Annotated in this window: 21 protein-coding genes and 1 tRNA gene; 11 read left to right on the forward strand and 11 right to left on the reverse strand. The window is 52.6% G+C overall.

The features are described 5' to 3' along the window. Nucleotides 1-41: 41 nt before the first annotated feature. The 3 genes from ACSFC7_RS07330 to ACSFC7_RS07340 form a co-directional block, all read right to left on the reverse strand. Nucleotides 42-1,406 carry a hypothetical protein gene (locus ACSFC7_RS07330; protein ID WP_436347066.1) on the reverse strand — a complete coding sequence of 455 codons (1,365 nt, stop codon included), beginning with the start codon at nucleotides 1,404-1,406 and terminating at the stop codon, nucleotides 42-44. A gap of 5 nt (nucleotides 1,407-1,411) precedes the next feature. After that, nucleotides 1,412-3,382 (reverse strand): AAA family ATPase, encoded by a 1,971-nt coding sequence (locus tag ACSFC7_RS07335; protein WP_436347067.1) that lies wholly within the window; start codon nucleotides 3,380-3,382, stop codon nucleotides 1,412-1,414. A 134-nt stretch (nucleotides 3,383-3,516) separates the two neighbouring features. Next, nucleotides 3,517-4,323, reverse strand: a complete 807-nt coding sequence (locus ACSFC7_RS07340; RefSeq protein ID WP_436347925.1) for a hypothetical protein — start codon at nucleotides 4,321-4,323, stop codon at nucleotides 3,517-3,519. Between the two features lie 99 nt (nucleotides 4,324-4,422). Between ACSFC7_RS07340 and ACSFC7_RS07345 the strand changes: the two genes are divergently transcribed. Next, a complete protein-coding gene (locus ACSFC7_RS07345) occupies nucleotides 4,423-5,118 on the forward strand; it encodes a hypothetical protein (RefSeq protein ID WP_436347068.1) in 696 nt (231 codons plus the stop codon). A gap of 186 nt (nucleotides 5,119-5,304) precedes the next feature. Here ACSFC7_RS07345 and ACSFC7_RS07350 read toward each other — a convergent pair whose 3' ends face one another. Together ACSFC7_RS07350 and ACSFC7_RS07355 are read right to left on the reverse strand one after the other, a co-directional pair. After that, nucleotides 5,305-5,988 (reverse strand): ribonuclease H-like domain-containing protein, encoded by a 684-nt coding sequence (locus ACSFC7_RS07350; protein ID WP_436347069.1) that lies wholly within the window; start codon nucleotides 5,986-5,988, stop codon nucleotides 5,305-5,307. A 123-nt stretch (nucleotides 5,989-6,111) separates the two neighbouring features. Next, complete coding sequence (locus tag ACSFC7_RS07355) at nucleotides 6,112-6,330, reverse strand: hypothetical protein (RefSeq protein ID WP_436347070.1); 219 nt, start codon at nucleotides 6,328-6,330, stop codon at nucleotides 6,112-6,114. A gap of 483 nt (nucleotides 6,331-6,813) precedes the next feature. Here ACSFC7_RS07355 and ACSFC7_RS07360 point away from each other — a divergent pair, with 483 nt between their 5' ends. Further along, on the forward strand, nucleotides 6,814-7,143 hold the full coding sequence (locus tag ACSFC7_RS07360) for a helix-turn-helix transcriptional regulator (RefSeq protein ID WP_436347071.1): 330 nt from the start codon (nucleotides 6,814-6,816) through the stop codon (nucleotides 7,141-7,143). 244 nt (nucleotides 7,144-7,387) lie between these two features. On the opposite strand, the gene ACSFC7_RS07365 is transcribed toward ACSFC7_RS07360, so the two are convergent. Further along, nucleotides 7,388-7,663, reverse strand: coding sequence for a winged helix-turn-helix domain-containing protein (locus ACSFC7_RS07365; protein ID WP_436347072.1), 276 nt, complete (start codon nucleotides 7,661-7,663; stop codon nucleotides 7,388-7,390). 99 nt (nucleotides 7,664-7,762) lie between these two features. Here ACSFC7_RS07365 and ACSFC7_RS07370 point away from each other — a divergent pair, with 99 nt between their 5' ends. From ACSFC7_RS07370 to ACSFC7_RS07385, 4 genes are all read left to right on the forward strand, one after another. Further along, nucleotides 7,763-8,797: a tRNA-guanine transglycosylase gene (locus ACSFC7_RS07370; protein ID WP_436347073.1), complete on the forward strand. Its 1,035-nt coding sequence runs from the start codon at nucleotides 7,763-7,765 to the stop codon at nucleotides 8,795-8,797. Further along, a complete protein-coding gene (locus ACSFC7_RS07375) occupies nucleotides 8,794-9,693 on the forward strand; it encodes a hypothetical protein (RefSeq protein WP_436347074.1) in 900 nt (299 codons plus the stop codon). Before ACSFC7_RS07370 ends, ACSFC7_RS07375 begins: the two co-directional genes overlap by 4 nt. Before the next feature lie 2 nt (nucleotides 9,694-9,695). Beyond that, a complete protein-coding gene (locus ACSFC7_RS07380) occupies nucleotides 9,696-10,847 on the forward strand; it encodes a BREX system ATP-binding domain-containing protein (protein WP_436347075.1) in 1,152 nt (383 codons plus the stop codon). Nucleotides 10,848-10,940: 93 nt separating this feature from the next. After that, nucleotides 10,941-11,165, forward strand: a complete 225-nt coding sequence (locus ACSFC7_RS07385) for a hypothetical protein (protein WP_436347076.1) — start codon at nucleotides 10,941-10,943, stop codon at nucleotides 11,163-11,165. Between the two features lie 58 nt (nucleotides 11,166-11,223). Here ACSFC7_RS07385 and ACSFC7_RS07390 read toward each other — a convergent pair whose 3' ends face one another. Next, entirely contained in the window at nucleotides 11,224-11,544 is a 321-nt protein-coding gene (locus ACSFC7_RS07390; protein ID WP_436347077.1) for a hypothetical protein, read from the reverse strand. After that, entirely contained in the window at nucleotides 11,537-14,206 is a 2,670-nt protein-coding gene (locus ACSFC7_RS07395; protein ID WP_436347078.1) for a hypothetical protein, read from the reverse strand. The genes ACSFC7_RS07390 and ACSFC7_RS07395 overlap by 8 nt, the downstream gene beginning before the upstream one ends. 222 nt (nucleotides 14,207-14,428) lie before the next feature. Between ACSFC7_RS07395 and ACSFC7_RS07400 the strand changes: the two genes are divergently transcribed. From ACSFC7_RS07400 to ACSFC7_RS07410, 3 genes are all read left to right on the forward strand, one after another. Then, on the forward strand, nucleotides 14,429-15,436 hold the full coding sequence (locus ACSFC7_RS07400; protein WP_436347079.1) for a tyrosine-type recombinase/integrase: 1,008 nt from the start codon (nucleotides 14,429-14,431) through the stop codon (nucleotides 15,434-15,436). 136 nt (nucleotides 15,437-15,572) lie between these two features. Beyond that, nucleotides 15,573-15,785: a hypothetical protein gene (locus ACSFC7_RS07405; RefSeq protein ID WP_436347080.1), complete on the forward strand. Its 213-nt coding sequence runs from the start codon at nucleotides 15,573-15,575 to the stop codon at nucleotides 15,783-15,785. Nucleotides 15,786-15,988: 203 nt separating this feature from the next. After that, nucleotides 15,989-17,299, forward strand: a complete 1,311-nt coding sequence (locus tag ACSFC7_RS07410; protein WP_436347081.1) for a hypothetical protein — start codon at nucleotides 15,989-15,991, stop codon at nucleotides 17,297-17,299. 1,111 nt (nucleotides 17,300-18,410) lie between these two features. Here the strand turns inward: ACSFC7_RS07410 and ACSFC7_RS07415 are convergent. Further along, nucleotides 18,411-18,482, reverse strand: a tRNA-Thr gene (locus tag ACSFC7_RS07415). Between the two features lie 89 nt (nucleotides 18,483-18,571). Beyond that, complete coding sequence (locus tag ACSFC7_RS07420; RefSeq protein WP_436347082.1) at nucleotides 18,572-19,342, reverse strand: DUF7114 family protein; 771 nt, start codon at nucleotides 19,340-19,342, stop codon at nucleotides 18,572-18,574. Between the two features lie 61 nt (nucleotides 19,343-19,403). Here ACSFC7_RS07420 and ACSFC7_RS07425 point away from each other — a divergent pair, with 61 nt between their 5' ends. Together ACSFC7_RS07425 and ACSFC7_RS07430 are read left to right on the forward strand one after the other, a co-directional pair. Then, the gene (locus ACSFC7_RS07425; protein WP_436347083.1) at nucleotides 19,404-20,114 is read left to right on the forward strand and encodes an enoyl-CoA hydratase/isomerase family protein; all 711 of its coding nucleotides are present in this window, start codon (nucleotides 19,404-19,406) and stop codon (nucleotides 20,112-20,114) included. A gap of 131 nt (nucleotides 20,115-20,245) precedes the next feature. Next, nucleotides 20,246-20,791 (forward strand): GNAT family N-acetyltransferase, encoded by a 546-nt coding sequence (locus ACSFC7_RS07430; protein WP_436347084.1) that lies wholly within the window; start codon nucleotides 20,246-20,248, stop codon nucleotides 20,789-20,791. Nucleotides 20,792-20,816: 25 nt separating this feature from the next. Here ACSFC7_RS07430 and ACSFC7_RS07435 read toward each other — a convergent pair whose 3' ends face one another. Beyond that, complete coding sequence (locus ACSFC7_RS07435) at nucleotides 20,817-21,611, reverse strand: NAD+ synthase (protein ID WP_436347085.1); 795 nt, start codon at nucleotides 21,609-21,611, stop codon at nucleotides 20,817-20,819. Nucleotides 21,612-21,749 lie beyond the last annotated feature (138 nt).

A 21,749-nucleotide genomic window follows, 5' to 3' on the forward strand; every position in this document is an offset into this window, starting at 1 on the left:
CCGCCATCTGTTGGATGCCTGCGAACAGTCGAGAATCGAGTTTATATTCCGTAAAAAGAAAGTCGATTTTGAAGTCGGTTCTGGAGATGAGGCCTTCTTGTTGGACGGGATACTATGAATTCAATTGTGTAGTCCTCGGTATTCACATCGGCTCGGTCATTCCCAATCGCACAAAAAAGCGTCCCGACACTAGAGGGACCTGCTGGCAGACAATCAACAAGATAGCGGAGGAAGCGACGAGCACCATTAGAAAAGCTGGAGTCAGTATCTTTGTATTTTGCATCGCCAATCCAGATACACTGCCAGTCCGACCCGTTTTTTTCTTCAAGTGCAAAATCAGGCCTCCCTGGTGATGATCCGAGCGCTGAAAGATACCGACTATGATCCCGTATCGACGAATCGTACCGGAATCGGAGTTTGTCACCGATTGTGAACCGATTGAGTCCCTCTCCTGTTGGCTGTGCTTCAATCCCAGTTACTGTCTCAAGGCTTTCAAGAATCTCTCGAAGGATCCATAGTTCGTACAGTTTACTAATTGGTTTTAGTGACGTTTCGAAGTTACGCGTAAGATCAGTTTGCATCGTGATATTTTCAGTATATGCTTCCCACAGATCTATGACGTCTTGTACCTGTTCATCGGCCAGTCCCCGGGCCTCCGCCAAGATCTTTGGAGAAGTAAAATCAGTAGTCATTGCCGTCTCGAACAATCGTTCTGGCAAGCCGCTTTCTGTGAATTCAGTATGATAGTCAATTCGATCAATCAGCATCGCTTCAACCTCATCAGATACATTTGCTAACCCCCGAAGCCGACCAGCTAATTCCGCATGAAACCGGATCAGAAGGAGATTTGGTAACGTCTCAAACGTGAATTTGACTCGCTGGGAAATAATCTGTCTGGTGCCTTGAGCCCGTTCCCGGACGGTCTGTGGGACCAGTGGACGGCCACGCGGTTCGAGAGACTGCTCTCGGACAAATTCCGTTTCGACCGGTGGGCGGCCTGCCATTACCACTTCCGTATATTCAATCAATCGACGACTATACGACCGGAGGGTCTTACTTTGATCCAGAACTTCCTTCGGCAAGTACGGCAATAATGAATTGGCTGTTCCTGGTCCGAGAGCATTAAGCCACCCTGCGACATCGTTCCGTAACTTTTGAAATTCATCTGCAGAGAACTTTTCTGCTACAACAGTGACATCACCAGGATACGTTCCAACCCACCCCCTAGGATCGAATTTCTCAGTTCCCTCATCGGCCCGTACCCTCGGCGCTTGCATTTCGATATCGCTCTGTTTTCGGGCTGTCTCGAAGACCGGTTTGGCCTCATCAAGGAACGTCTTCAACTCCCTCCATTCCGAGACAGAGAGTTCAAGATCCGCTCGAGTCCTCATCTCGTAAGTCTGCATTGAGTTTAGATCACTCGTTTGGTCGTTTTTGCCCGCTCTAGCACCTTTACACTGTTTCGAACCTGTAACTGACGCAACTCATCAATGAACGTATCCAAGGATGATTCGATATCGTCGTTTTGAGCCGTGACCTCGCTCTTTCGGAGCTCGGGCATCAGTGAGTCGAACTGCGGGAGAAGATACGATCGAATCGCATCATCCACAATCTCCCAAGATGGATTATCATCGATGGTGGTACGAGCTACCACAAACTTTGCTGCGTCAATGATCAGGCCTTGTCCGATATCGACGAGCCCCAGATCACCTGCTTTCCAACTCACATAGATCAGTACGTCCAGAAAGTCGACAGCTCCATCCTGAAGTGACTCGTGAGTAAGTGCATGGTCAATCGAGGGCGTTGAAGGATACGCCTCATTAGATTTTAGTAGTTTTTCTAGCTGTGGAAGTCCAAGGGGGGTGTCTCCCGGCTCGTGAGATGGCTGATCATAGTGATTTGCCAATCCATCGGCGATGATCTCCCGAATTCGTGCGTTATCGAATGATCCCATATCCAGTGAGAACTCACCGAAGTCAGGGGAATCTGGAGTGGAGGAGGACGTCTGGGCGTCAGGCTGAAGCAAGGAAGGAACGTGAACGAATGCAAATCGCCGGCGGAATGCATAGCCGAGTGAAAACAGTTGAGCTTGGTCACTGGTGTTCATCGTCGCAAGAAGACGGAAAGCAAGAGGAACAACTACGTCATTAATTGGCAGTGTATTCTCAGGATTACGGTAGGCTAAATCCAGTTGGGTGAAAACCTCACCAAACGCCTGATCGAGGTTTGCCCGGTTCAGTTCGTCGATAATAAGCCAAACCGGTTGACCGCTCTCATCAAGAGCGGTAGCACACTCTGCGGCCGCCTTAGTGAACAAGCCGGCTTTATCTTTGAACCCGGATCCATCATTTTTCGGCGCTGGGCCGCCAATGATATCATACCGAGTCCATTCAGCGTTCGCGGTTTCGAGTCGTGTCCTCGCACAGAATGCATCAGTGAGCCGTGCTGCGATACGGGTCTTGCCGCTTCCTGGTGGCCCGTAGAAAACGACATTTCTCCCGGCAACGAGATGGGCAATTGCCTGATTGTAGATATCAGTTCGATCCGGTTCAGTGGCTTTTCGGAATGCTGTCTCAAACGAATCGATTTGTGATTCTTCAGAATTTACTTCAGGGATCTGTGTTATGAGGTTTTGGAAGTCATCCTCAGTGATCTCAAAAATTCCCTGGTTCACAGGCCACTCTGACTCTATTAACTCTGAAACATCCGACTCCAAAATCGGTTTTGAGAGTTGCATATGGGAGTGCAGATCGTAACGTCCTTTCCTAGATTCAGAATTAGCCGAGTTGGGCACGGCAATCTCGCCTATCCGGGCAATAGCATAGAGCTCCCCCTCATCACTGAAAAGTACTTCAGCTTCGTTTGTTGCTTCCCGTAACTTCTCTGCTCCAGGTTCTTCCAAATCGAAGACCACCTGATTATCTGTCTCTTCTGGGCTCTCATTAGTAGTTTCAATAATGAAAAATGAATTCGGGGCTCTACGAGTGAGATCACCTTTTTCGAGAATTTCCATCTTGACCTGATTCATTTTCCCGCCTGTATCGTGGTTGTCTTGGAGGCCCCGCATCAGCGCGGCAAACAGGACCTGTGGAGGTGAAATTTTGTCTTTTCTTCGAATTGCCCAATCTTCCGCTTTCTGTGAAAGTTTTTGCTCCAGTTCGGCGTAGACCGAGAAGATCTCTTCTCCGTGCCGAACCTGAATATGGTTATATTGGGCGCTTGGATTGTTGAGAGGTACAAGGCTAGGTTCCCAGCGAGAGAGATCGGACGGGTCGACCAGATCTGATAGCCAATTTTCATCAGGATCTTCGATCTCAATATGAGACTGAACGTGAGATAGTGCGGCACTCCAACTCTTATACTCCTCGCTGGTATTGGTCATGTCTAGTGATGGATTCTGAATCTACATGGTGTTATATTTACTGATCAGCGAGACTTTTCTAGACTAAGATCAAATTCAGGAAATATTCATCTCAGAAACCCATGGAACTGAAGAGAACAAAGACAGATATGCAACTACATTTCATCGGCTGTAGATAGTCTGTTCGGGATTTCTGGGAATTCTAATGATTCCGTATTCACGGTGGTCTCTTCTTGGGCGCGTCGACAGAATGCCTTGTAGGCATTCGGCTCATTGTCAATGCAGGTGTACTGAATGGAAGAGTCGAAGGCAATCTCAGCTCCGAGTGCGGCCGGCGCCGTGCCGGCACACGGAACGACAAGATGATCGCCTGGATTCATGAGATCCCCGACCCATTTTTGATAGGGAAGGATCGGTTTGACACTACCCCAACCGAACTTCTCACGCTGTCTAGGCACGACCTGTCTGACTGATTCGGACCACCGTCTCTCGGTCTCCTCTTTATGTCCGAACACAACGGAATACCCTCCGGTAGAGCCGTACATACCGGGAGTGCTCCGGTCGGGGGTTTCATCCGAACTCAGATATGTCACACTCCCGACTTTCCGATACCCGCCGCCGCCATAATCCTCGTTGACATCACCGTGTTCTTCCATCAAATAGGATGTAAGCCGGGGAAGCAGCCAGTCGTCTGCATCAGCAATCAACCACCCACCGGGCTTGAGCGCCTCCATACACGCGTCTACGATCGTTTTGGTTGAGGTCGATGAGTCCTCCTCGTGGTCGAAGGGATGGGTATCGTATTCAACCCCGAACTGCCCACCGCGGTATGGCCTTGACCACGCGTCATCGAGACAGATTACGTCCGCATCGTCGATAGACGAGAGCACATCGACAGCGTCGCCGATGACGTACTTCTTCCCATCGGCGAGATACATTGGGTGCGGTTGATCGACAACCATCTTCACATCATCATCCTAACTGCGGTGGCGAATAACTGCTGCGTCTTATCTCTTGAGACTGCCGGGTCTCTTATATGATGGAAATCGGTACCGTCAGGTATGAGACGCTCCACACTTGATCCAACCGCACCCGATTCGCCGCACATCAAGGGCCCGCAGCCCCTCCACAGTGACCTTCCGTTCGCGTGTGAGGTACTCGCGTTGCGCGCCGAACGGCCGCAGGAGCCGTGGCAGGAAGTCAGAGAGAGTCTTCTTGACGCTGCCTCCAAGAATAAAGTAGAGGAGGTATCGAGCATACTCAGGAAACTGGGTTGTCTTAGTGGGCCTGACGACAACTTGACCGGCCCCGGAGCGACAATCGCCGGCGTGTTCCGAAGGCCCGACTCAAATACCGTACCGCCGATCGATACGAAAGAGTCTCTTACCTCGATAGAGCAGACACTGTTTCAGTCGTTGCTTCTGGAGCACAATCCGATCCCAATGCTCGCCGTTCTCAATCAGGTAGAGACCGAATCGGTATCGTGTGGACACAGCAGCGATCGAACATCGGGCTTTATTAGACGTGTTCAGCATCTTGATAACTACGATTCGACGTGGAAGGAGAACACGAAACAGACAAAAGCAGAGGTACACTTCGATTGGGCGGAACATATCGGCTGGATCGTTCCTGCTGGTAGGGGTGACCATTACGAGTTGACTGTAACGGGTCGCCAGCTCAGGAAACGGCTTAATCACCTTCGGCCAGATGATTGGGAGGTGTCAACCGAACAGGACAGGCTCCCGGGAACGGAATAGAGTTGGTTTCCAGTTAAATCCTCACGAAACTATTCCCGTCGTTATTCAATCAATCAACCGAATGAAAAGGCAAGGTATCGGTGTTTCACATCCGTTAGTGACCAAACATATCGGTACGGATTACTTTTCTCTATCGATGGGACGAGCGTACAGCTACCTAATTCGGTCAGAAGATAGAACAGTGCTCTATTTGAATGGCCGCGCATCCGCCAATTCGAAAAGCAGTTCGACATCTGCTCGCGTATAGTGAGTCAGCATCTCTTCAAGCACAGCCACGGATACGTCGCTACGCTTACCATCGATCGCATCAAGATATATCTCACCAAGGATGGCGAGGTCTTTCGACGTAATTGGCTCTGAGGGCTTCTTTGGCCACTCTTCGTGGGGAACGCCATGATCGAACTCACTGGATAGGGTTTCGACTGGATCAAGTCCGACCTGCTTCAGCGTGTCCTCAAGACTCGTGTACTCGCCGTACGCTGACCACGCTTCTGGTTGGAGGTCAACATGCTTGATGCCGTCAAGATACGACTGCACAGATTCATGTACACGCTCGCCAACCGCTGCGCCGGCGATTCGGGCTCTCCCCTCTAGATGGGCGAGGTCGAAGCGCTCACCATTGTAGGTGATGACCGTCTTGGCCGACTCGAGTCGATCAATCAGTACCTTGATTAGGTCGATCTCCGCCCTCGGGCCCCAACCGTCGCGCCACTCCACGACGGTCTCCCTTGACCCGTCCGCATACTCATAGGCGAGTGCTGCCCCTGAGAGTTCGAAGTCCTGGGAGTCAGTGAAGTTCGGGTACTCATCCTCCGGAACGTTCGGAGAGACCGTTTCGATGTCGAATGCCGCACGTACTATATCGCTCACACCGACTGTAGCCAGGTCGAATATATAAGCCTCCCAGTGAAATCAAGAATCTGTCATCAGAGGGATGTAAACTTGATTACTGCGATTCGAGGTGGCTGCTGAACGAACCGAGCAGACACCACGTTACTCATCCCCGGTGAGGAACTCACGCCCACGATCAGTAATCCACCACATCGGGACACGCCCGGACTTTTTTGTAGCGAGATAACCTTTGTCAGCGAGTTCTTTGAGACGAGGAAGAGTTCCCTGATTGGAGAAACCGATTTCGTCAGCAACCTCTCCTGTGAATAGAGCGGGGTCTTCAGAGTTCTCGAACACTCGGAGGATCTCTGTATCTGTCACTGTTTCTTCTCGTCCTCCAGCCATTGGCTTCTCATCCAGGCTCAACACATATATTATGGCATGATTGGCTATCCTGTTCAGGGATATAGATTCCTCTACGAAACTAGTTTAATGCAAACAGCTAAGTGTTCGCCGGCCATAGCATACGTTACGGGACAGATACGTACCGCAAGCAAAGCGGTATCAGAAGAAGCGGACTCGGTGCTGGAACACCAGTCCGCGTGAGGTCCCGTATCTAAGGTACGGAACCCATGAAGTCAAACGTACTGCGGGGGTTTCAAACTCTCGCACAGATCAATGCACCGCTCGATCATCGACCAGTTACTCGTTCTGGGAGTGATCTGATCGACCGCGATGCCCTTTTCTCAACCGTATATAGGGTTATTGCGGCAGAAGTCATCTTGGATTGTCCACAAAATAAACGCAGAGCATTTCATTCGCAATACAACAAGATCAATGTCGATTCATTCCACGATGTCAAAAATGTGTAGCGAGAGTAATGGTCAGCCCTGCTGGACCGATCTCACGGCATTTGAGGGGAACGTCCTCTATGCTGTTGTGTGCCTCCAAGCTGACGACGAGACTTCTTATGGGCTCGCGGTCAAGCGTGTCCTCGAGGACCTCTACAATCAAGAAATCAACCACGGGAGAGTATACCCCACACTTGATAATCTTGCGGAGTACGGCCTCGTTAAGAAGTCTCCCCTTGACGAACGGACGAACGAATACGAGGTGACTGATGTCGGTCGCGATCTCCTCCGCCAACGAACTAACCTGCTTGCCGAGGCACTCAACGAAGACGAGCAGGAATAAATCTTGAGTGTTCGTCTTATCTCAGGAGATCGTAATATGGGTCACATCTCTGCCAGAAATCGTCTGAATTGCTCAAAATAAGAGCCACGGTAATTTCAATCTTTATTAGTTTCATTCTGTTAAATAGCGCCCTCTGAAGTGAGGCTAATCGGTCGGTTCGTGGCATTCACACCGACAGATAGTCACGAGAATGATCAGATCGTGCCACTCGCAGAAGATATCGCTATGCAATAGAGTAGTCGGCTTAATTCTTGAGTATATATGACACCTTTCGGACCTTCTCCAGTACCTCCTCCCCGGTCTCGGTAATAGAATATCTAACGTCTTTTTTCGATTGTTCGTCTCTGACGACCAGATTGTAGTCAGTCAAAACGTCCAATCGTTTCGAGATAGTATCACTCGAAGTCGATATTTCCTTCTCTATCGTAGAATAATTTAACGGGCTTTTCTGATCTAAAAGTTCGAGAATTTCTAGTGTTCTCTTCGGTCCTACCACCTCCCGAACCTTGTCATAACTCATGCGTCTACATACGCGAGACGGGGTTTAACAGCATCGTGTACCCATAGCTTTGTAGAAACAAAGCTATAAGTGAGAGCTCAGCTTAGTTGAGGTCGCCGCATGTTGTACAGACGCCAGACGTTACGAACGCCACATGGTCCGTTAGAGACACCCGTGTTGTTCCCGGTGCGAAATATCGGGAAACGATCCTCCGACAACACACCGAGATACGTCGACAGGATCCCCGAGTTCAACACCGCGATGGTGAATGCTCGATCGATCCGGGAGCGAGGTTCACAGTGGGAACGGATACGAGAAGGAGTATCACTCCGTGAAGAAATGGATGTTCCTGAATCGACGATTGTGTTCGCTGATAGCGGTGGATTCGACTTCAAGACCGAGAGCGTCGACACTACCCCAGAAAAAACGCTGCAAACTCAGGAAGTGATCGATGCAGATATCTACGGAACAGTTGATGTCCCCCTTTCCAGGGAAAACCGTTCTGCGCAAAACGACTGTTACGTAAGGGAGAACGTCGATCGAGCCATCGAAGCAAGTGAAGTACACGATGGCGAGGCACTTCTCTTCGCCAGTTTGCACGGGTACGATCCAGAGAAAATTCGTAATGGAATCCAGTACCTCGAAACTCACGGGGACTTCGATGGGTATGCCCTCGGGAGTTTAGTACCAATCAGAACAGACTACAAGAAGGTGATAAGTTTGATATTATCTGCGAGGCGATCGACGGACAAACACCTTCACGTGTACGGACTCGGTGGGTTAGTGTATCAACCACTCTTACTGTATTTGGGTGTAGATAGTTTCGATTCTACGGCATTCATTCGAAGTGCCGGGAAGCGGAATTATCTACTCCCGGGATTTGGTGGAGAAGAACTTGGTAACATTGAGGAGATGGAGTATCTCCCCTGTTCGTGCCCAATCTGCGGTTCTCAGCGATTAGACCAAATCCGCGAAGAACGAGATTTGCTCACTCGTCACAACCTGTGGGCTCTGGCCGTAGAGCTCCGGAAGTTCCGATATATGGCAGAAGCAGAGGAAGACATCGAAGGCTATCTTGAACTCCGGTTTCGCGGGAACGAGGTGACTGCTCGAGCCTTCGAGATAGCAAAGCAGCAAATTCGGAGGTTAACATGAGTTCCGAACGACCAACTGTGCGTCCGGTTACGTTAGCTCGTCTTGCAGAAGTTACCTTTCTAGCCAATGATGAGGCAATGGACACCACTACCGTTAAAACAGAACTTGACGTAACTACCCGTCGAGCACGGGAAACGATCCTCGAGGCCGAACGTATCAATCTCATCGAAGAACGAGATACAGAATCTGACGAACAAGTCCATACCGCTACATCAATCGGTAACGAGTTCGTCGCAGCAATCCAAGCAGGGAGTTGGTCGAAGGTCGGCAATATCCTTCAAACTTGGAGTCCGCATTACGGTTCCTTCTTAGATGTTGTCAAGGAACTTGGCCCTATTGATCCAGAGGAAGCTCTCAACGAGCTTGAAGAACGAGGCGAGTTTACATCATATAAATATAACAAGACTTCATTAGATGTCGTCGGTGACTGGGCCCAACGACTCGGCGTACTGCAGCGGAATGCGTTTACCGGATCGTTTTATATGGCGGAGAAGGAAACGGTCCCAGCAACATTCCCCCATCAGCTTCTGGAGACCATTGATAAATTAGAAGAAACGGCTGGAGTCAACCTCCAGCAGCGCTACCTTTCAATTCCCGAACTCCGAGAGGAACTCTGTGAACAAATTGGCTGCTCTCGATCAGCATTCGACAAGGCACTCGTGGAACTCGCAGAACAAAATATTGGGATTCTGGAACTTTCCGGAGCACCGATCGATACGGGCGCGAAGGATTCACGGTACGGAATTAAGACGATAAGATACGTCGATGATGAGAGAATTGTCACGACCGAACAGTCCTCCGAGCAGGTCATGAGCGGTGTCGAGCTGCTCGGCAAGCAGTACTATTATCTCACAGTGCACGACGAAGACCTTCAATTTAAAAATCAGCGTCAATGAGTATGAATAAATTCAAAATCACAGACGAACCGCGCGATTACTCCCCCCTCGGGCTGGAAGAGAATCCTTTTCCTTACAGTCCGGTCCCCGCCGACGAACCGGAAGTATACTGTGGACAAGACCACGTCGCTGACGCCGTGAGCGACACGGTCTCGACAGTGCTCAGTACAGGAAAGTCGAAACACCTTGTGATCACCGGGAAATACGGGAACGGGAAGTCACATACGCTCAAGTACGCCCGTTCGCTCGTCAGCGATCGTAATGATGTTGTCGTAGGCTACGTCGCACAACCCGGAGAAGGATTCCTCGATATCTACCACGAGTTCATCTATGATCTCGGTTTCGACCAGATCCAAGAGTTCGCCTACGAATTCTTGGCTCAAGTTGCACGAGATACAACCGATTCGAACCCGATCGGGGCAGCGGCGATGCGGTCGCTACTCGATGACGGTGAAGTCCTCCTCTCTGAGCTCGTCCCAACCGCTGTGCAACGATTGAGTGATGTCACGAAGTTTGCTGACTTCGCGCGAGCGATCGTTCACATGGTCTACGAGGACACGAATCTCTACGCTTGGCAGTGGCTCACGTCAGAAGGAATTCGATACGAACAGCGCAAGGAAATGGAGATCCACAGTGCCCTTGACGACGACACGATGGGAGTACGGGCGTTTACGTCGTTGAAGAACATGCTCCTCGGGCTGGGATATAAGGGAATCTTCATGTTCGTCGATGAGTTCGAAAGTGTAGCTCGACTGTCCCCGAAGGAAGAACAGGCAACGCTGAATAGTATTCGGCACCTGATGGATCAAAACAGTTTTGGGCTGAGTATGATGTTTGGCTGCGCTCCGGAAGTCTGGCAGGACGTAATGAGCGAGTATCACGCATTCTCTGAGCGTATTGGTCGAGAAGTGGTACTCCGTCCACTAACTGAGGAGAACCTTGAAAATCTGATTGCTTCCTATCTGAAACTCGCGACAGATAGGCCGGTCGAAGTCTCAGATATTTTTACGGAAGAGACACTGAGCCTCATCTTACAGAGTTCGCAAGGGAATATCCGTCAAGCATTATCTGTGTGTGGCTACTCTCTCGATGAAGCAATCAATCGCGATAAAAATATAGTGAAAAAGCCAATTATAGAGGAAGTGGTAAATTAGTGCTTATATTTCCTTATCTGTTATGAAAATCAACTAACTCTCCCAAATATCTAATAGATATTAAGACACTTACAACGGACAGAGGAAACTATAATGAAACCTGAAAATGGATCAGAAAAGAATTCTGCAAGTCTTGTAGAAGCCCGGCAGCGGATTGATGCCACTGTGGCAAACGTGCAGAGGGAACTGAATCTCGACCATAGAGAGCTATCAACGGTCCTTCTTGAGACTCGCGATACTCTCTTGCTGAATGGCAGCGTCCCCGAATGGTTCGGTGAGGCTGAGACGGAGCGCTACACCGAGATGGTTCGCGATTGATCGTTCGCGAGTATCGCACGCTCATTCAATACTAAGCCTAACACGTTACTATTCCATCTCATTCAACACCTGAGGTATCTAGGCTATCGACGAACTCAATCACCTCGCGACTAACCATCTCCAACTGTTCGACGGTGACGACCTCATGGACCAAACCGCCATCACCGGTAGGCATTAGCCGGTCCTTCTTTCGATATCCGTCCTCAGTTAGGCCTTGGTAGTGTTCAGCGTATATCTGAGCGGTTCCATCGGCCCACCTTCTGATACTAATCGCCCACTCGTCATCCCATCGATCAGTAGCCGCGTTCTCGAGGGTCCTGACGAGAGCGCAGTCACTATCGGTCAGTGCGGGTGGGTACTCCCTCTCAGAATCACACATTATTGCCCTCCATAGGTGAGTCAGCGACCGTAATGGCTTCGGCGATGGACGGAGTTGCTGACTTGGTCGGAAGTGCCGTTTGCTCGGGCTCAGCTCCGATGATAATCGTATTAGTGAACTCACGAGCCGGCTCCTCAGCCGCTAAGACGCGAACTGCGTCAAGTAGAGGTGGGGCCCAGGGCCATACCTCACCTAAATCCTGCCAGACATCTGGAGGTATCTGAAGCGTTTTAATCCGGTCAAAGAGCCTCACAACAGCCTTCTCACCTGTGGGATTGATTTCGAAAACCACCTCCCACAAAATGCCTTTCGCCGTCGCGTCACGGTAGTCGTCGCGATCGCGGTTCGGTGTGAGGTACCATGGGAGATGAGTGCCACCGGTAGAACATCGTTCCTCGCGGAACGGGAGAGCCAGCCGGTATCCATCATTCATCACCTCGATCAGTGCAAACGCCTCAAGGTGGCCGATGTGATTCCGAACCGACCGCGTCGATATTCCAGCCCGCTCGGCGATTTCCGTCTGCGTGAGCGACCTTGAAGCGGTCAGGAGAGTGTGGACGGCTTTCGACACCGTTGGCGAGGAATCGGGTAGGATTCGCTCAGCCGGGAGCGTCCCGAGGGCGTACCGGACCTCGTCGAGGTGAATTTGCCGGGACGTCTCCTCATGACCAAGATACTGTAGCGTCCGGGTAACGGTGTACGGTGAGCCGGTGAACGCCTGTAAGAACGAGACGGCCTCGCGGGTCGCCTCAAGATTCTTCGCCTCACACATCCGCCGGGTGGCGATGGCATAGGTCGCCCGTCGGTCAGCGTCGACGACCGAGAGACGGATGGCAATTTCCGGGGCGTCGTCGTGGACATCAGCCGGTGCCTCGAGGGCGTCGGTAAGGTAGCCCTCAAACCGGTGAAGATCCGGACCGCGAATCACATAAGAACCAATGAGCGTCCCGAACGGATCAGTCGCGTCGACGTCCGGTGTGAGAGCGACGTGCCGCTTCTCCTCGCGACTTTCGAATAGCTGACGGTACGTCGCGAATGCCCCGTACCGAGCCTGGATGGCCGCGCTGATCGAGATTGATTCTGCCATCGGTTGTAGCTGTCGCTCACGTTCAAGGCCGCTCGGCACCCGGATTTCTCGGACGAGGTCGACGCCAAACGCTTCCAGGAGGTGAGTGATCGCCCCGGCCAAACCGTGAGCAAGTTGCATGATTGTGCCCCGGTCGTTGAATCCACCGTTCCGATGCTTACGGGTAAGGTTCTGGAGCTCGACACCAGCGTCGACGAGAGAGTCACGAAGGACCTGACCGTCAGCAAGGGCCTCATCAGAAAGCCACCCGACGCACCGGGCGTCCCGGAGAATAGCGGGCGGTTCGTCGAGGGTTTCGAGTCGGGACATCGGGAGGACCCGGTCGATGAAACGTGGCGACGCTAACGCCACTGCAGTACTCACTACATAAGGGAAGGCCCCTGATCCGTGTACGGATACAACCGCCTCGTCTCGATCGGGATCATACGAAACGAGGTGCGTTCGGGCGTCCTCGCCCGCCTCAAGGGTGTCGTCGACCAGTGTTACACCGCCATCAGTGGCCGAGGCGGCCGCCGCAACGTGATTCGATCGTCCCATGTACCTCACCTGGAACGGCCGCGTCTGGTCGGCATCCGGTAAGGGGGTATCGTGAGCGTCCGGGGTTACACGGTCCTTCGTACGGGACTTTCCGGTCTGGCTAACGCTTTCGTCAAGCCGGCGCTGTCTTCCGATTTCCCGGTCTAACGTCTCGAGATACATCCGTCCTGCCTCGAGGAGCTCAACCCGACGATCACGCTGCGGACCGAACGAATCAATCAGACCGGTCTCCCTGAGCGTCTGAATGCATTGACGGACCCGCTGATCACTCACGAGGGAATCAGCGTACAGTTCGCGGTACGTCAGAGTCTCACCCGGTTCTTGTGCGAGTGATCGTAGGATACCGGCCTCACGACCATCTGGATCCATTTGGCGCCACGCTGCCTCCACGAGTTCGTCGACGGGCGGTGACCGGCTCAGGGGTATACTGCAGGCGTCACTAACGCCCGGTAGGTCCGCCCGGTGCTCACTCGCGAACCACCGGGTCACGAGGCCGCTCGCGATCAGCCGGACGTCGCACCCGCGGGCGAGCGTCGCGATGAGTTCACAGACATCTCGTCGCTGATCCGCCCGGACATCGCGGAATGTTTGGGACATCTGCACTGCGATGGTCGGAACGTTTCGGTCAGGAGTGTTTTCGACGGCGACCTCGAACATCTTCGCCGCACTGATGACGTCCGTGAAGGGTGATCGCCCGGTTCCCAGGCCGCGAGCCTCACGTAAGAGGGTCCACATGGCCTGTTCGTCGCCTCTGGCTGTCCGGAGGATCAGCGTTCGGTACGAACCGTTGAGGGCTTCGACACCGGCTTCTTCGAGTACATCGTGAGCTTCGAGATAAGTCCGGCCACGGACCGCATCCAAAACAGCGTCAACGAAAGCATCATGGAATCCATCGGATTTCACGAGTTCATTCCACACGTTGGACGGCGGTTTGCTCTGGAGGGAGACAGTCGCGTCCGTCGCGACGGGTGCTTGATCGGTGAACGTGAGACCTTCTCTGCTGCCTGAACCGCCCCTCCCATCGCCGAGGGGCGTCACGTTCCACCCCCGGCCGGTTCATCGAACCTCTCAAGGGAATTATACTGAGTCGAATTGAAAAACCGATAGGCGCTGCTACCCTGGTAGAAGGTGAAGAAAGGATTTGAAGGATTTCTTACAAGCCTAGGCCGGGATTTGAACCCGGGCTCTCGTCACACCGGACGCAGAAGCCCGCTAACAAGGGTTTGCGCCAGTATTGCAGGCTGTGTTGGAAGAGTAACAATGAGTCTGAAACCAACACCGCCACACGAAGCGAAGAACAGATTCCTCAACGACAAGAAGCCGGGTGTCACGAAGAAAACGATCAAGAACTATCGGACGACCCTACGGCAGTTCTGCGACTGGCTTGATGAGCAGAACCTTACGGATCTCAACGAACTGGACAGCGAACTTATTCAACGATACAAGGAACACCGGCTGTCCAAAGTTAAGGTCATCACAGCCCGGCAAGACATGATGACGGTCAAGCAGTTCATTGAGTTCTGCGAACACATTGCTGCAGTTCCCCGAGGTATGGCTGATATGGTACGGATCCCCCAGACCAGCGAGAACGACGAGATATGTGACGATCTCCTTACGCGGGATGAAGCCCTCGAGTTGCTTGAGTTCCTCGAGAAGTACGAGTATGCGACTAACCGGCACATCACTCTATTGATTTTATGGAAAACGGGAATGCGAATGAGCGGGCTAAGGGCTCTTGATCTTGAGGATTTTGACGGTGGACGACCGGCACTAAAGCTTCGTCATCGGCCAATTACAGGAACACTGTTGAAGAATAAAGAGAAAAGTGAACGAGACGTACTGATTACTTCTGAAGTGGCTGATGTTCTCCGCGATTATATAGATAACAACCGGAACGATGTAACCGATGAACACGATAGAAAACCCCTTCTAACGTCCAAGAGCGGTCGTGTAGTCGAAACTACCATCCAACGGTATGTTTACACAGCAACTCGTCCCTGTTATTACAACGGAGGGGAATGCCCATTCGACCGGAAGCCCGAAGATTGCGAAGCTATGTCTTGGAACGCTTCTTGTAAGTGCCCGGGTTCGGTTAGCCCCCATGCCCTACGTCGAGGCTATGTAACTGCTGCAAGGAACGCAGGACAACCGAAGGATGTGACTGGAGAACGCGTGAATATGAGCGATAAAGTACTTGACAAACATTACGATAAAGGTTCTAGTGCTGAGAAAGCGGAAAGACGTAGGAAACATATCAAAAATATCTAATACTACAAATAATTGTATTATGGTTGCAATAAATATTAAATAATGCATATAAATCCACTACCTTTATTAATTTCCATAATATTCTTTTCATCTTCCGCACACCTTTATGTGACGCAAAGCCAATTTGTAGCCCATTGTGACGGGACAGGGCAGCGACGATTACCTTACTGAGGAATATAAGGAATCTCTTGAAAATCTGGCAGACTCCAATTCAGGTTATTCAGTAGAAGACGTGTTTGAATATTATCTCAGCGAATGTGAGAAAGCGCAACAACTTGCTGGCGAGGGAGTGCTGTTAGAAACAATCAGACGCATCGCGTATCAACAGACGGCGGAAGATATTAATTAAAATTATTTGGATGGCTAGGAACAGTTCATTATGTGAGATGGTTCCGTGCGCGTTATTCCTTATTCCGGAGAGGAATTCCTCATTTCGGGTGCCCTTTCCACACAAAGGAATGCTGCCAATCTGAATATAATTGAAAGGAAGCTATGGTACATCGCCATAGCAATTAACACCATTGACACCAAGTGATCCTATTGAAAGTACAAATGCGGGACGCTCGCCTCAAATATGAATCACTCTCGGTTCAGCCTAAAGAATATATCTGTGGTGAGTTAGAATGGAGCTATGAATTTGATATAGAAGTTGAGATGAATACTCCACGATTACGGGAATATGTCCTTTTTGTAATGGCAACCGAGTCAAATAGTTCTTATGAATTTGACAGCATATCGAAATTTTGTGATGATTTCACTAACTCTCTTATTGAGGAGAACGTTCCATATGCTTTTGAGAGTAGTTCCGAGAAGTTCTCCGTTGAGGTGCCATATAAGAGCATAAAGGAATCAATTATAGAATTCAACGAAATTAGCGAAGGTAACTTCTCTCTTAGTTTTGCGAAATCATTTATAGAGTATCTTGAAGAGGTCTATGTTGAGCAAGTCGGATTCACAGCAGAAGAAGAAATTCCAGGTCCAATAGTTCCTCCTATCTCACAGGCACTATGTCCTAAATGCAGCGCCTCTCTTAGCAAGCACTTGTATGATGATAGGAAAAGCGAACTATGGTGTGCAAATTGTGAGGAGGATCGGCCAAACCCTGAAAAATGGAAATGGCAATCGCCTGATCCTCATCCTGAATATTCTGGGGAAGTTGCGGAGGAACAAGACCCCAGTCAGGCAGGCTGTCCAAACTGTGGTTCATGGCTCTCAATATACGAAAATGAAACAATAGGAATCTGTCGGAACTGCGATGGAATATGGCCCAAGGGAACATGGCATTCTTATGATCCTGTACCGAGAGAAGACGCAGCGTGTCCCGATTGTGGCTCAAAACTATCGATAGATAGCAAGAGTGATTTTGGCATTTGTCCTGGGTGTGATAGCGCCAAATTTGTAAGTAGAAAAGAATGGGTAGAATATGATCCAGCTGTTGACCACCTATCTTATCCTGTAGAGGTGGAGCCAGGTGTTGTTCAGATTAGCGAGCAAAAATATCGAGTAAAACAGACGGGAAATCTTGTAGATAGCCTATGGGAAGCCGATATTGATCAGCGACTTGCAAAAAGATGCCAACACCATGAGCGTGAACCGCAAGAATTCAAAATCGATGGTGGTTACTATTTTCCAGATTTTCGTGTCGGGGACATAATAATAGAGGTGAAAGGGATTCAACACAAGGACATGTTGGAAAATGCAATTCAAAAGGCGGAATCTTTCCAGGAAAGAAATTCTAATCTAACATATGTTGTGATAGGAGATGAAGCAACCAAAGATATTCCGTGCGAAAAGTGGTTTTGTTATCCATCGGATCGATTTGAAGCTGTTCAATGGATCAGTCAAAATGCCAATGAGAAATAGCACCACAGTACTTCTACGCAAAGGACTGCGGTCGATAGCTGTTAACGACGAGAAGGCACCAAGCGGTTAGAACATTGTCCGACTTGAACTTCGGGAGATATAGTGTAGCCTGCTCACAAATATTCTGAATTTGAGTGAGTCTTAACAGATTTTCTGGACCAACTAAAGTAAGGTCAATCTGCTATCGGCGACTCACATCATATGGAAGAACGACATTCGCTAGCGATAGTTAAGGGCAGAATTTTACAAAATAGGTCATATTAGCATATTATTCATATGTATGTAATTTTCACACCCTCAATTTTAGCGGTGAATAGCCGAAGCAATGAGGGCCCACAAATAACTCCTCAGGCGATTTTCTGGAACAGATGAGAAAACCATTCACGAGAATAAAAAGTGGCACAGAAACGCAGCCAGCCACCTTAAAATCGATTTGTGTCCTAATACAGACAGTGTATTTCTAACTGCACAGAAGATGTATCCAAGATCCCTATTCAACTGGAAGTGTATTCTTGTCCGTCTTACGGTCAATAGCGTAGTGTTCAAGTTGTATAGGGTTTACTTTGACTAAGTATCCTGAACTACGTTCCAATGGAACAGTCTCAATGTAACTCAATCCCTTCTAGTCGAATACAGCCAACTGTACACAGCATTGTAGTTACTATACAGTAGCTTCCAGTCGAATACAGCCAATTGTATACAGTATAATACAGATACCGAATAAGGACTAACTGTATACAGTATATTGTATTGTTAAGAGTTGGCATACAATACGACTGGCCCTAATTTTAGAAAATAAAGAAATACAGCAATTTTGGTTGAAAGTAACCCATAGCGCTACAGCAGTAATAGTGTTATATTGTCGTCACTATCCGTTGTAAGTGACTCGGTTGCTTCCGGTCATAATCGATCTCTCACTGAATTGCCATCTATTCTATAATTTTTGAAAAATGCGGTCCGGCTTGGGGTAGTTGCTCGCGCGGGTATCCTTTGAGAGGTTCTATCACCAGCAAAAATATCCTAAACACGGGTGTCCTTCTCGCTGAAAACAGCCGTAAAAACTATGCTAGAGCGTCGGTGTATGGGAATTACGGTCTGCGACGAAGGAGCAAGCCTAGGCCGGAATTTGAATCCGGGCTCTCGTCCTTACCAAGGACGCGCTTTACCGCTAAGCTACCCAGGCACGCATTTCCCACTTGTCTCGAGTCATCTTTAGGGCTTTCGATTTGCCACCGGGCGTGGGTGGGTGTCTCTCGGTTGGCGGAGGCTAACTCAAGGGTCCGTCGCCGACGTCGCGCGATCGGTCGTGTGATCGTCGAGCGACTGCTCGGAGAGCGTCGGCTCGAGGTCGGCGAGATACGTCGCGGCCGGCGGGAACGGAGTGTCGACGGCGTCGCCGATGGCGTCGACCGTGGCGAGCAGCCGCGGGGAGGGCGTGTCGCCGACGGCGGCGGCGCCGGTGAGCACGGCGAGTTCGAGGATGTCCCGCTCCAGGTTGGTGTCGACGGCCGCGGGATCCGTCTCGTCACCGTCGGCCACTGCGGTCCGTCGGGACTGATCGCGCCCGAACGACTGGACGGTTCGGACGGCTTTGCCGGCGGCGTCCGTGCGAGCGAGTAGATAGAAGCCGCGGGCGACGAGGATGTCGGCGGCGAGAATTTCGAGGTCTCCCGCCTCGGCACTGTCGTCGCCACCACTGGTTCCGTTCTCGGTCCACGGCTCGTCGTGGGCGAGCGATCTCGTCAGGCGCAACCCCTCGTAGATGAGCTGGACGCCGGCAGCCTGGGTGGTGACCCCGCTGGCGTCGTCGTCGAGTTCGCGACCGTGCTCGGAGTCGCGGTCCGACGCCGGCTCCGGCGTCCTGTCTGCGTCGAGGATACTGCGTCCGTCGGCCGCTGTCGCCGCCGCGCTCTTCATCGTGAGTACGCCGGGGACCATCGACGCTTCCTCGAGGGTGGTTTCGATGTAGTCGTGTAACTCGGGTGGTTCCACGTCTTCGACGGCCTCGTAGGCGGCCCGCCGACAGCTGTCGGCTTTCTCCATCAGCAGAGGCTTACGACGGCGGAGCCAAAGACCTTTGGAAACGTCCGGTAGACTGGCGAACATGATCGCTGTCGATATCGACGCCGGCCGATCCATCCGGACCGTAACGCTCGACCGCCCCGACGCGCGAAACGCCCTTACTGTCGAGGGGCTCGAGGCCCTCAAGAGCGCGATCGAGGACGACGAGGAGACCGTGATCTACCTCACCGGAGCGGGCCCCGCGTTCTGTGCCGGTGCGGACCTCTCGGCCGTCGGCGACCTCGACGGCGACCGCGAGCGAGCCGCCGAGTTCGCTCGACTGGGCCAGCGCGTCGCCCGGGCCATCGAGGACTCGCCGGCCGTCGTCGTCGCCGGGATCGACGGCCCCGCACGCGGCGGCGGCCTCGAGTTCGCGCTCGCCTGTGACGTCCGGGTGGGGACCCCGGACTCGACCTACGGCGAACCCGGCGTCACGTTCGGCCTCTTCGGTGCCTGGGGCGGCACCGTCCGCCTGCCCCGCGTCGTGGGGGAAGGCGATGCCCTCGAACTCGCGCTCTCGGGACGGACCGTCGACGCCGACGAGGCCCTGCGGATGGGGTTGATCTCCCGAATCGAGGACGACCCCCGAGCGGTCGCCGAGGAAATCGCTGGAAACGCCGACGACGCGCTCACGGCCCTGAAACGCCGGATCCGGGACGACCGAGAGCGGGCGACTCAGGAGCGCCTCGAGGCGACGGCGTTCGGCGAACTCGTCGAGAATCACGCCGACGATATCGACGCCGTGCTCGAGTGAGGGCTGTCGAGGATGCGTTCGAGCGATGACCACCGAGGATGCGTTCGAGCGATGACCGTCGAACACGCGCTCGAGCGCGAGAGATGTGTGCGACCCAACCATTTTTGTCGCGTCGGTGAGACCGATAGCCAATGTCCGAGTCAGTGTTTCTCTCCGGAGACCGCGTCGACCTCCGACCGATCGAGGAGGACGACCTCGCGTTTCTGCAGCGGGAGATCAACGACCCCCGGATCTGGCGAGCGATCGGCCGCTCGAGACCGATCAACCGGAAGCAGGAGCGGGAGTTCTTCGAGAACGTCGTCTGTGACGACGAGACGGTGAACCTCCTGATCGTCGCCGACTCGTCGCCGATCGGGACGATCGGCTTCAACGCGATCGAGCGGGAGACCCGGCAGGCGGAGATCGGCTACTGGATCGCCCCGGAGTACCACGACCGGGGGTACGGCACCGACGCGACGGACCGGCTCATCACCTACGGATTCGACCAGCTCGGCCTGCACAAGATCACCGCTCGCGTTTTCGAGTTCAACGCACCCTCGAGACGGCTCCTCGAGTCCGTGGGCTTCACCCGCGAAGGCGTCCACCGCGACGACGTGTTCGTCGACGGCGCGTTTCAGGACACCTACTGGTACGGCCTGCTCGAGGACGAGTGGCGATCGGAGACAGGGTCAGAATAAGTCACGTGGACCGCGCGAGTCGCGATCAGTTCAACGGCTCGGGCGCCGGCGGCACCTGTCGCTTGTGCTCGCTGCGTTCGTACATCCCGCGGACCTTCTCGACCGTTTCCGCGTCGACCTCGAGCAACCGAGCGGTCGCGGCGACCGACAGCGGGCCGTCGACGTGCGTCGCGAGGATCGAATCCAGCGTCTCGTAGCTGACGCCCATCTCGTCCTCGTCGGTCTGATCGTCCCACAGCTCCGCGGTCGGCGTTTTCGTGACGAGAGCCTCGGGGACGCCGACGTGGTGGGCGAGCTGGCGAACCTGCGCCTTGTAGAGGTTCCCGATCGGGTGGCAGTCGACGGCCCCGTCGCCGTACTTGGTGAAGTAGCCGACCGCGGCCTCGCTGCGGTTGCCGGTCCCCAGTACCAGTCGCTCCTCGTGGTTCGCGACGAGGTAGTTCAGGACGGCGCGGACCCGCGCTCGAGCGTTCCCGACGGCCTCGCGGTCGCCCTCGGCTTCGGGGTAGGCCGCGAGCAGCGAGTCGACGATCGGTTCGATCTCGACGACGTCGTAGCTGATCTCGAGGTCCTGGGCGACCCGTTCGGCGTCGCTCATGTTCTCGCCGCTGCTGACGGTTGCCGGCAGGACGAGTCCGTGGACGTTCTCGGCCCCGAGTGCGTCGACGGCGAGATAGGCGGTGAGCGTGCTGTCGATCCCTCCCGAAAGACCCAGTACGGCCCCGTCAGCACCCGCAGCGTCGACTCGATCGCGAACGAACGCCGTGATGTGTTCGCGGTGCCGATCCAGTTCCCCCTCCGAAAAGCGAAGGTCGATCATGGACGGCTGTACGGGTGGCTCGTTCTAATAGCCTCCCCCTACGGGAAAAAAGTGCACGAGTGTTGGATTCTCGAGACATCGGCGGCGGAGGGCTGCGGGGAGCGCTACGTTGAAGTGCAACCAGCGGTTACGAACGGG

This window comes from Natronorubrum halobium (assembly GCF_051351675.1).
GTDB lineage: Archaea > Halobacteriota > Halobacteria > Halobacteriales > Natrialbaceae > Natronorubrum.

What these genes read in the sequence shown, in the direction of transcription:
- ACSFC7_RS07370 (WP_436347073.1), top strand. Translation starts at nt 7,763, where the DNA reads ATGTTGTACAGACGCCAGACGTTACGAACGCCACATGGTCCGTTAGAG.
- ACSFC7_RS07340 (WP_436347925.1), bottom strand. Translation starts at nt 4,323, where the DNA reads ATGGTTGTCGATCAACCGCACCCAATGTATCTCGCCGATGGGAAGAAG.
- ACSFC7_RS07375 (WP_436347074.1), top strand. Translation starts at nt 8,794, where the DNA reads ATGAGTTCCGAACGACCAACTGTGCGTCCGGTTACGTTAGCTCGTCTT.
- ACSFC7_RS07360 (WP_436347071.1), top strand. Translation starts at nt 6,814, where the DNA reads ATGTGTAGCGAGAGTAATGGTCAGCCCTGCTGGACCGATCTCACGGCA.
- ACSFC7_RS07345 (WP_436347068.1), top strand. Translation starts at nt 4,423, where the DNA reads ATGAGACGCTCCACACTTGATCCAACCGCACCCGATTCGCCGCACATC.
- ACSFC7_RS07410 (WP_436347081.1), top strand. Translation starts at nt 15,989, where the DNA reads ATGCGGGACGCTCGCCTCAAATATGAATCACTCTCGGTTCAGCCTAAA.
- ACSFC7_RS07380 (WP_436347075.1), top strand. Translation starts at nt 9,696, where the DNA reads ATGAATAAATTCAAAATCACAGACGAACCGCGCGATTACTCCCCCCTC.
- ACSFC7_RS07400 (WP_436347079.1), top strand. Translation starts at nt 14,429, where the DNA reads ATGAGTCTGAAACCAACACCGCCACACGAAGCGAAGAACAGATTCCTC.
- ACSFC7_RS07420 (WP_436347082.1), bottom strand. Translation starts at nt 19,342, where the DNA reads ATGGAGAAAGCCGACAGCTGTCGGCGGGCCGCCTACGAGGCCGTCGAA.
- ACSFC7_RS07435 (WP_436347085.1), bottom strand. Translation starts at nt 21,611, where the DNA reads ATGATCGACCTTCGCTTTTCGGAGGGGGAACTGGATCGGCACCGCGAA.
- ACSFC7_RS07430 (WP_436347084.1), top strand. Translation starts at nt 20,246, where the DNA reads ATGTCCGAGTCAGTGTTTCTCTCCGGAGACCGCGTCGACCTCCGACCG.
- ACSFC7_RS07335 (WP_436347067.1), bottom strand. Translation starts at nt 3,382, where the DNA reads ATGACCAATACCAGCGAGGAGTATAAGAGTTGGAGTGCCGCACTATCT.
- ACSFC7_RS07365 (WP_436347072.1), bottom strand. Translation starts at nt 7,663, where the DNA reads ATGAGTTATGACAAGGTTCGGGAGGTGGTAGGACCGAAGAGAACACTA.
- ACSFC7_RS07385 (WP_436347076.1), top strand. Translation starts at nt 10,941, where the DNA reads ATGAAACCTGAAAATGGATCAGAAAAGAATTCTGCAAGTCTTGTAGAA.
- ACSFC7_RS07425 (WP_436347083.1), top strand. Translation starts at nt 19,404, where the DNA reads ATGATCGCTGTCGATATCGACGCCGGCCGATCCATCCGGACCGTAACG.
- ACSFC7_RS07390 (WP_436347077.1), bottom strand. Translation starts at nt 11,544, where the DNA reads ATGTGTGATTCTGAGAGGGAGTACCCACCCGCACTGACCGATAGTGAC.
- ACSFC7_RS07330 (WP_436347066.1), bottom strand. Translation starts at nt 1,406, where the DNA reads ATGCAGACTTACGAGATGAGGACTCGAGCGGATCTTGAACTCTCTGTC.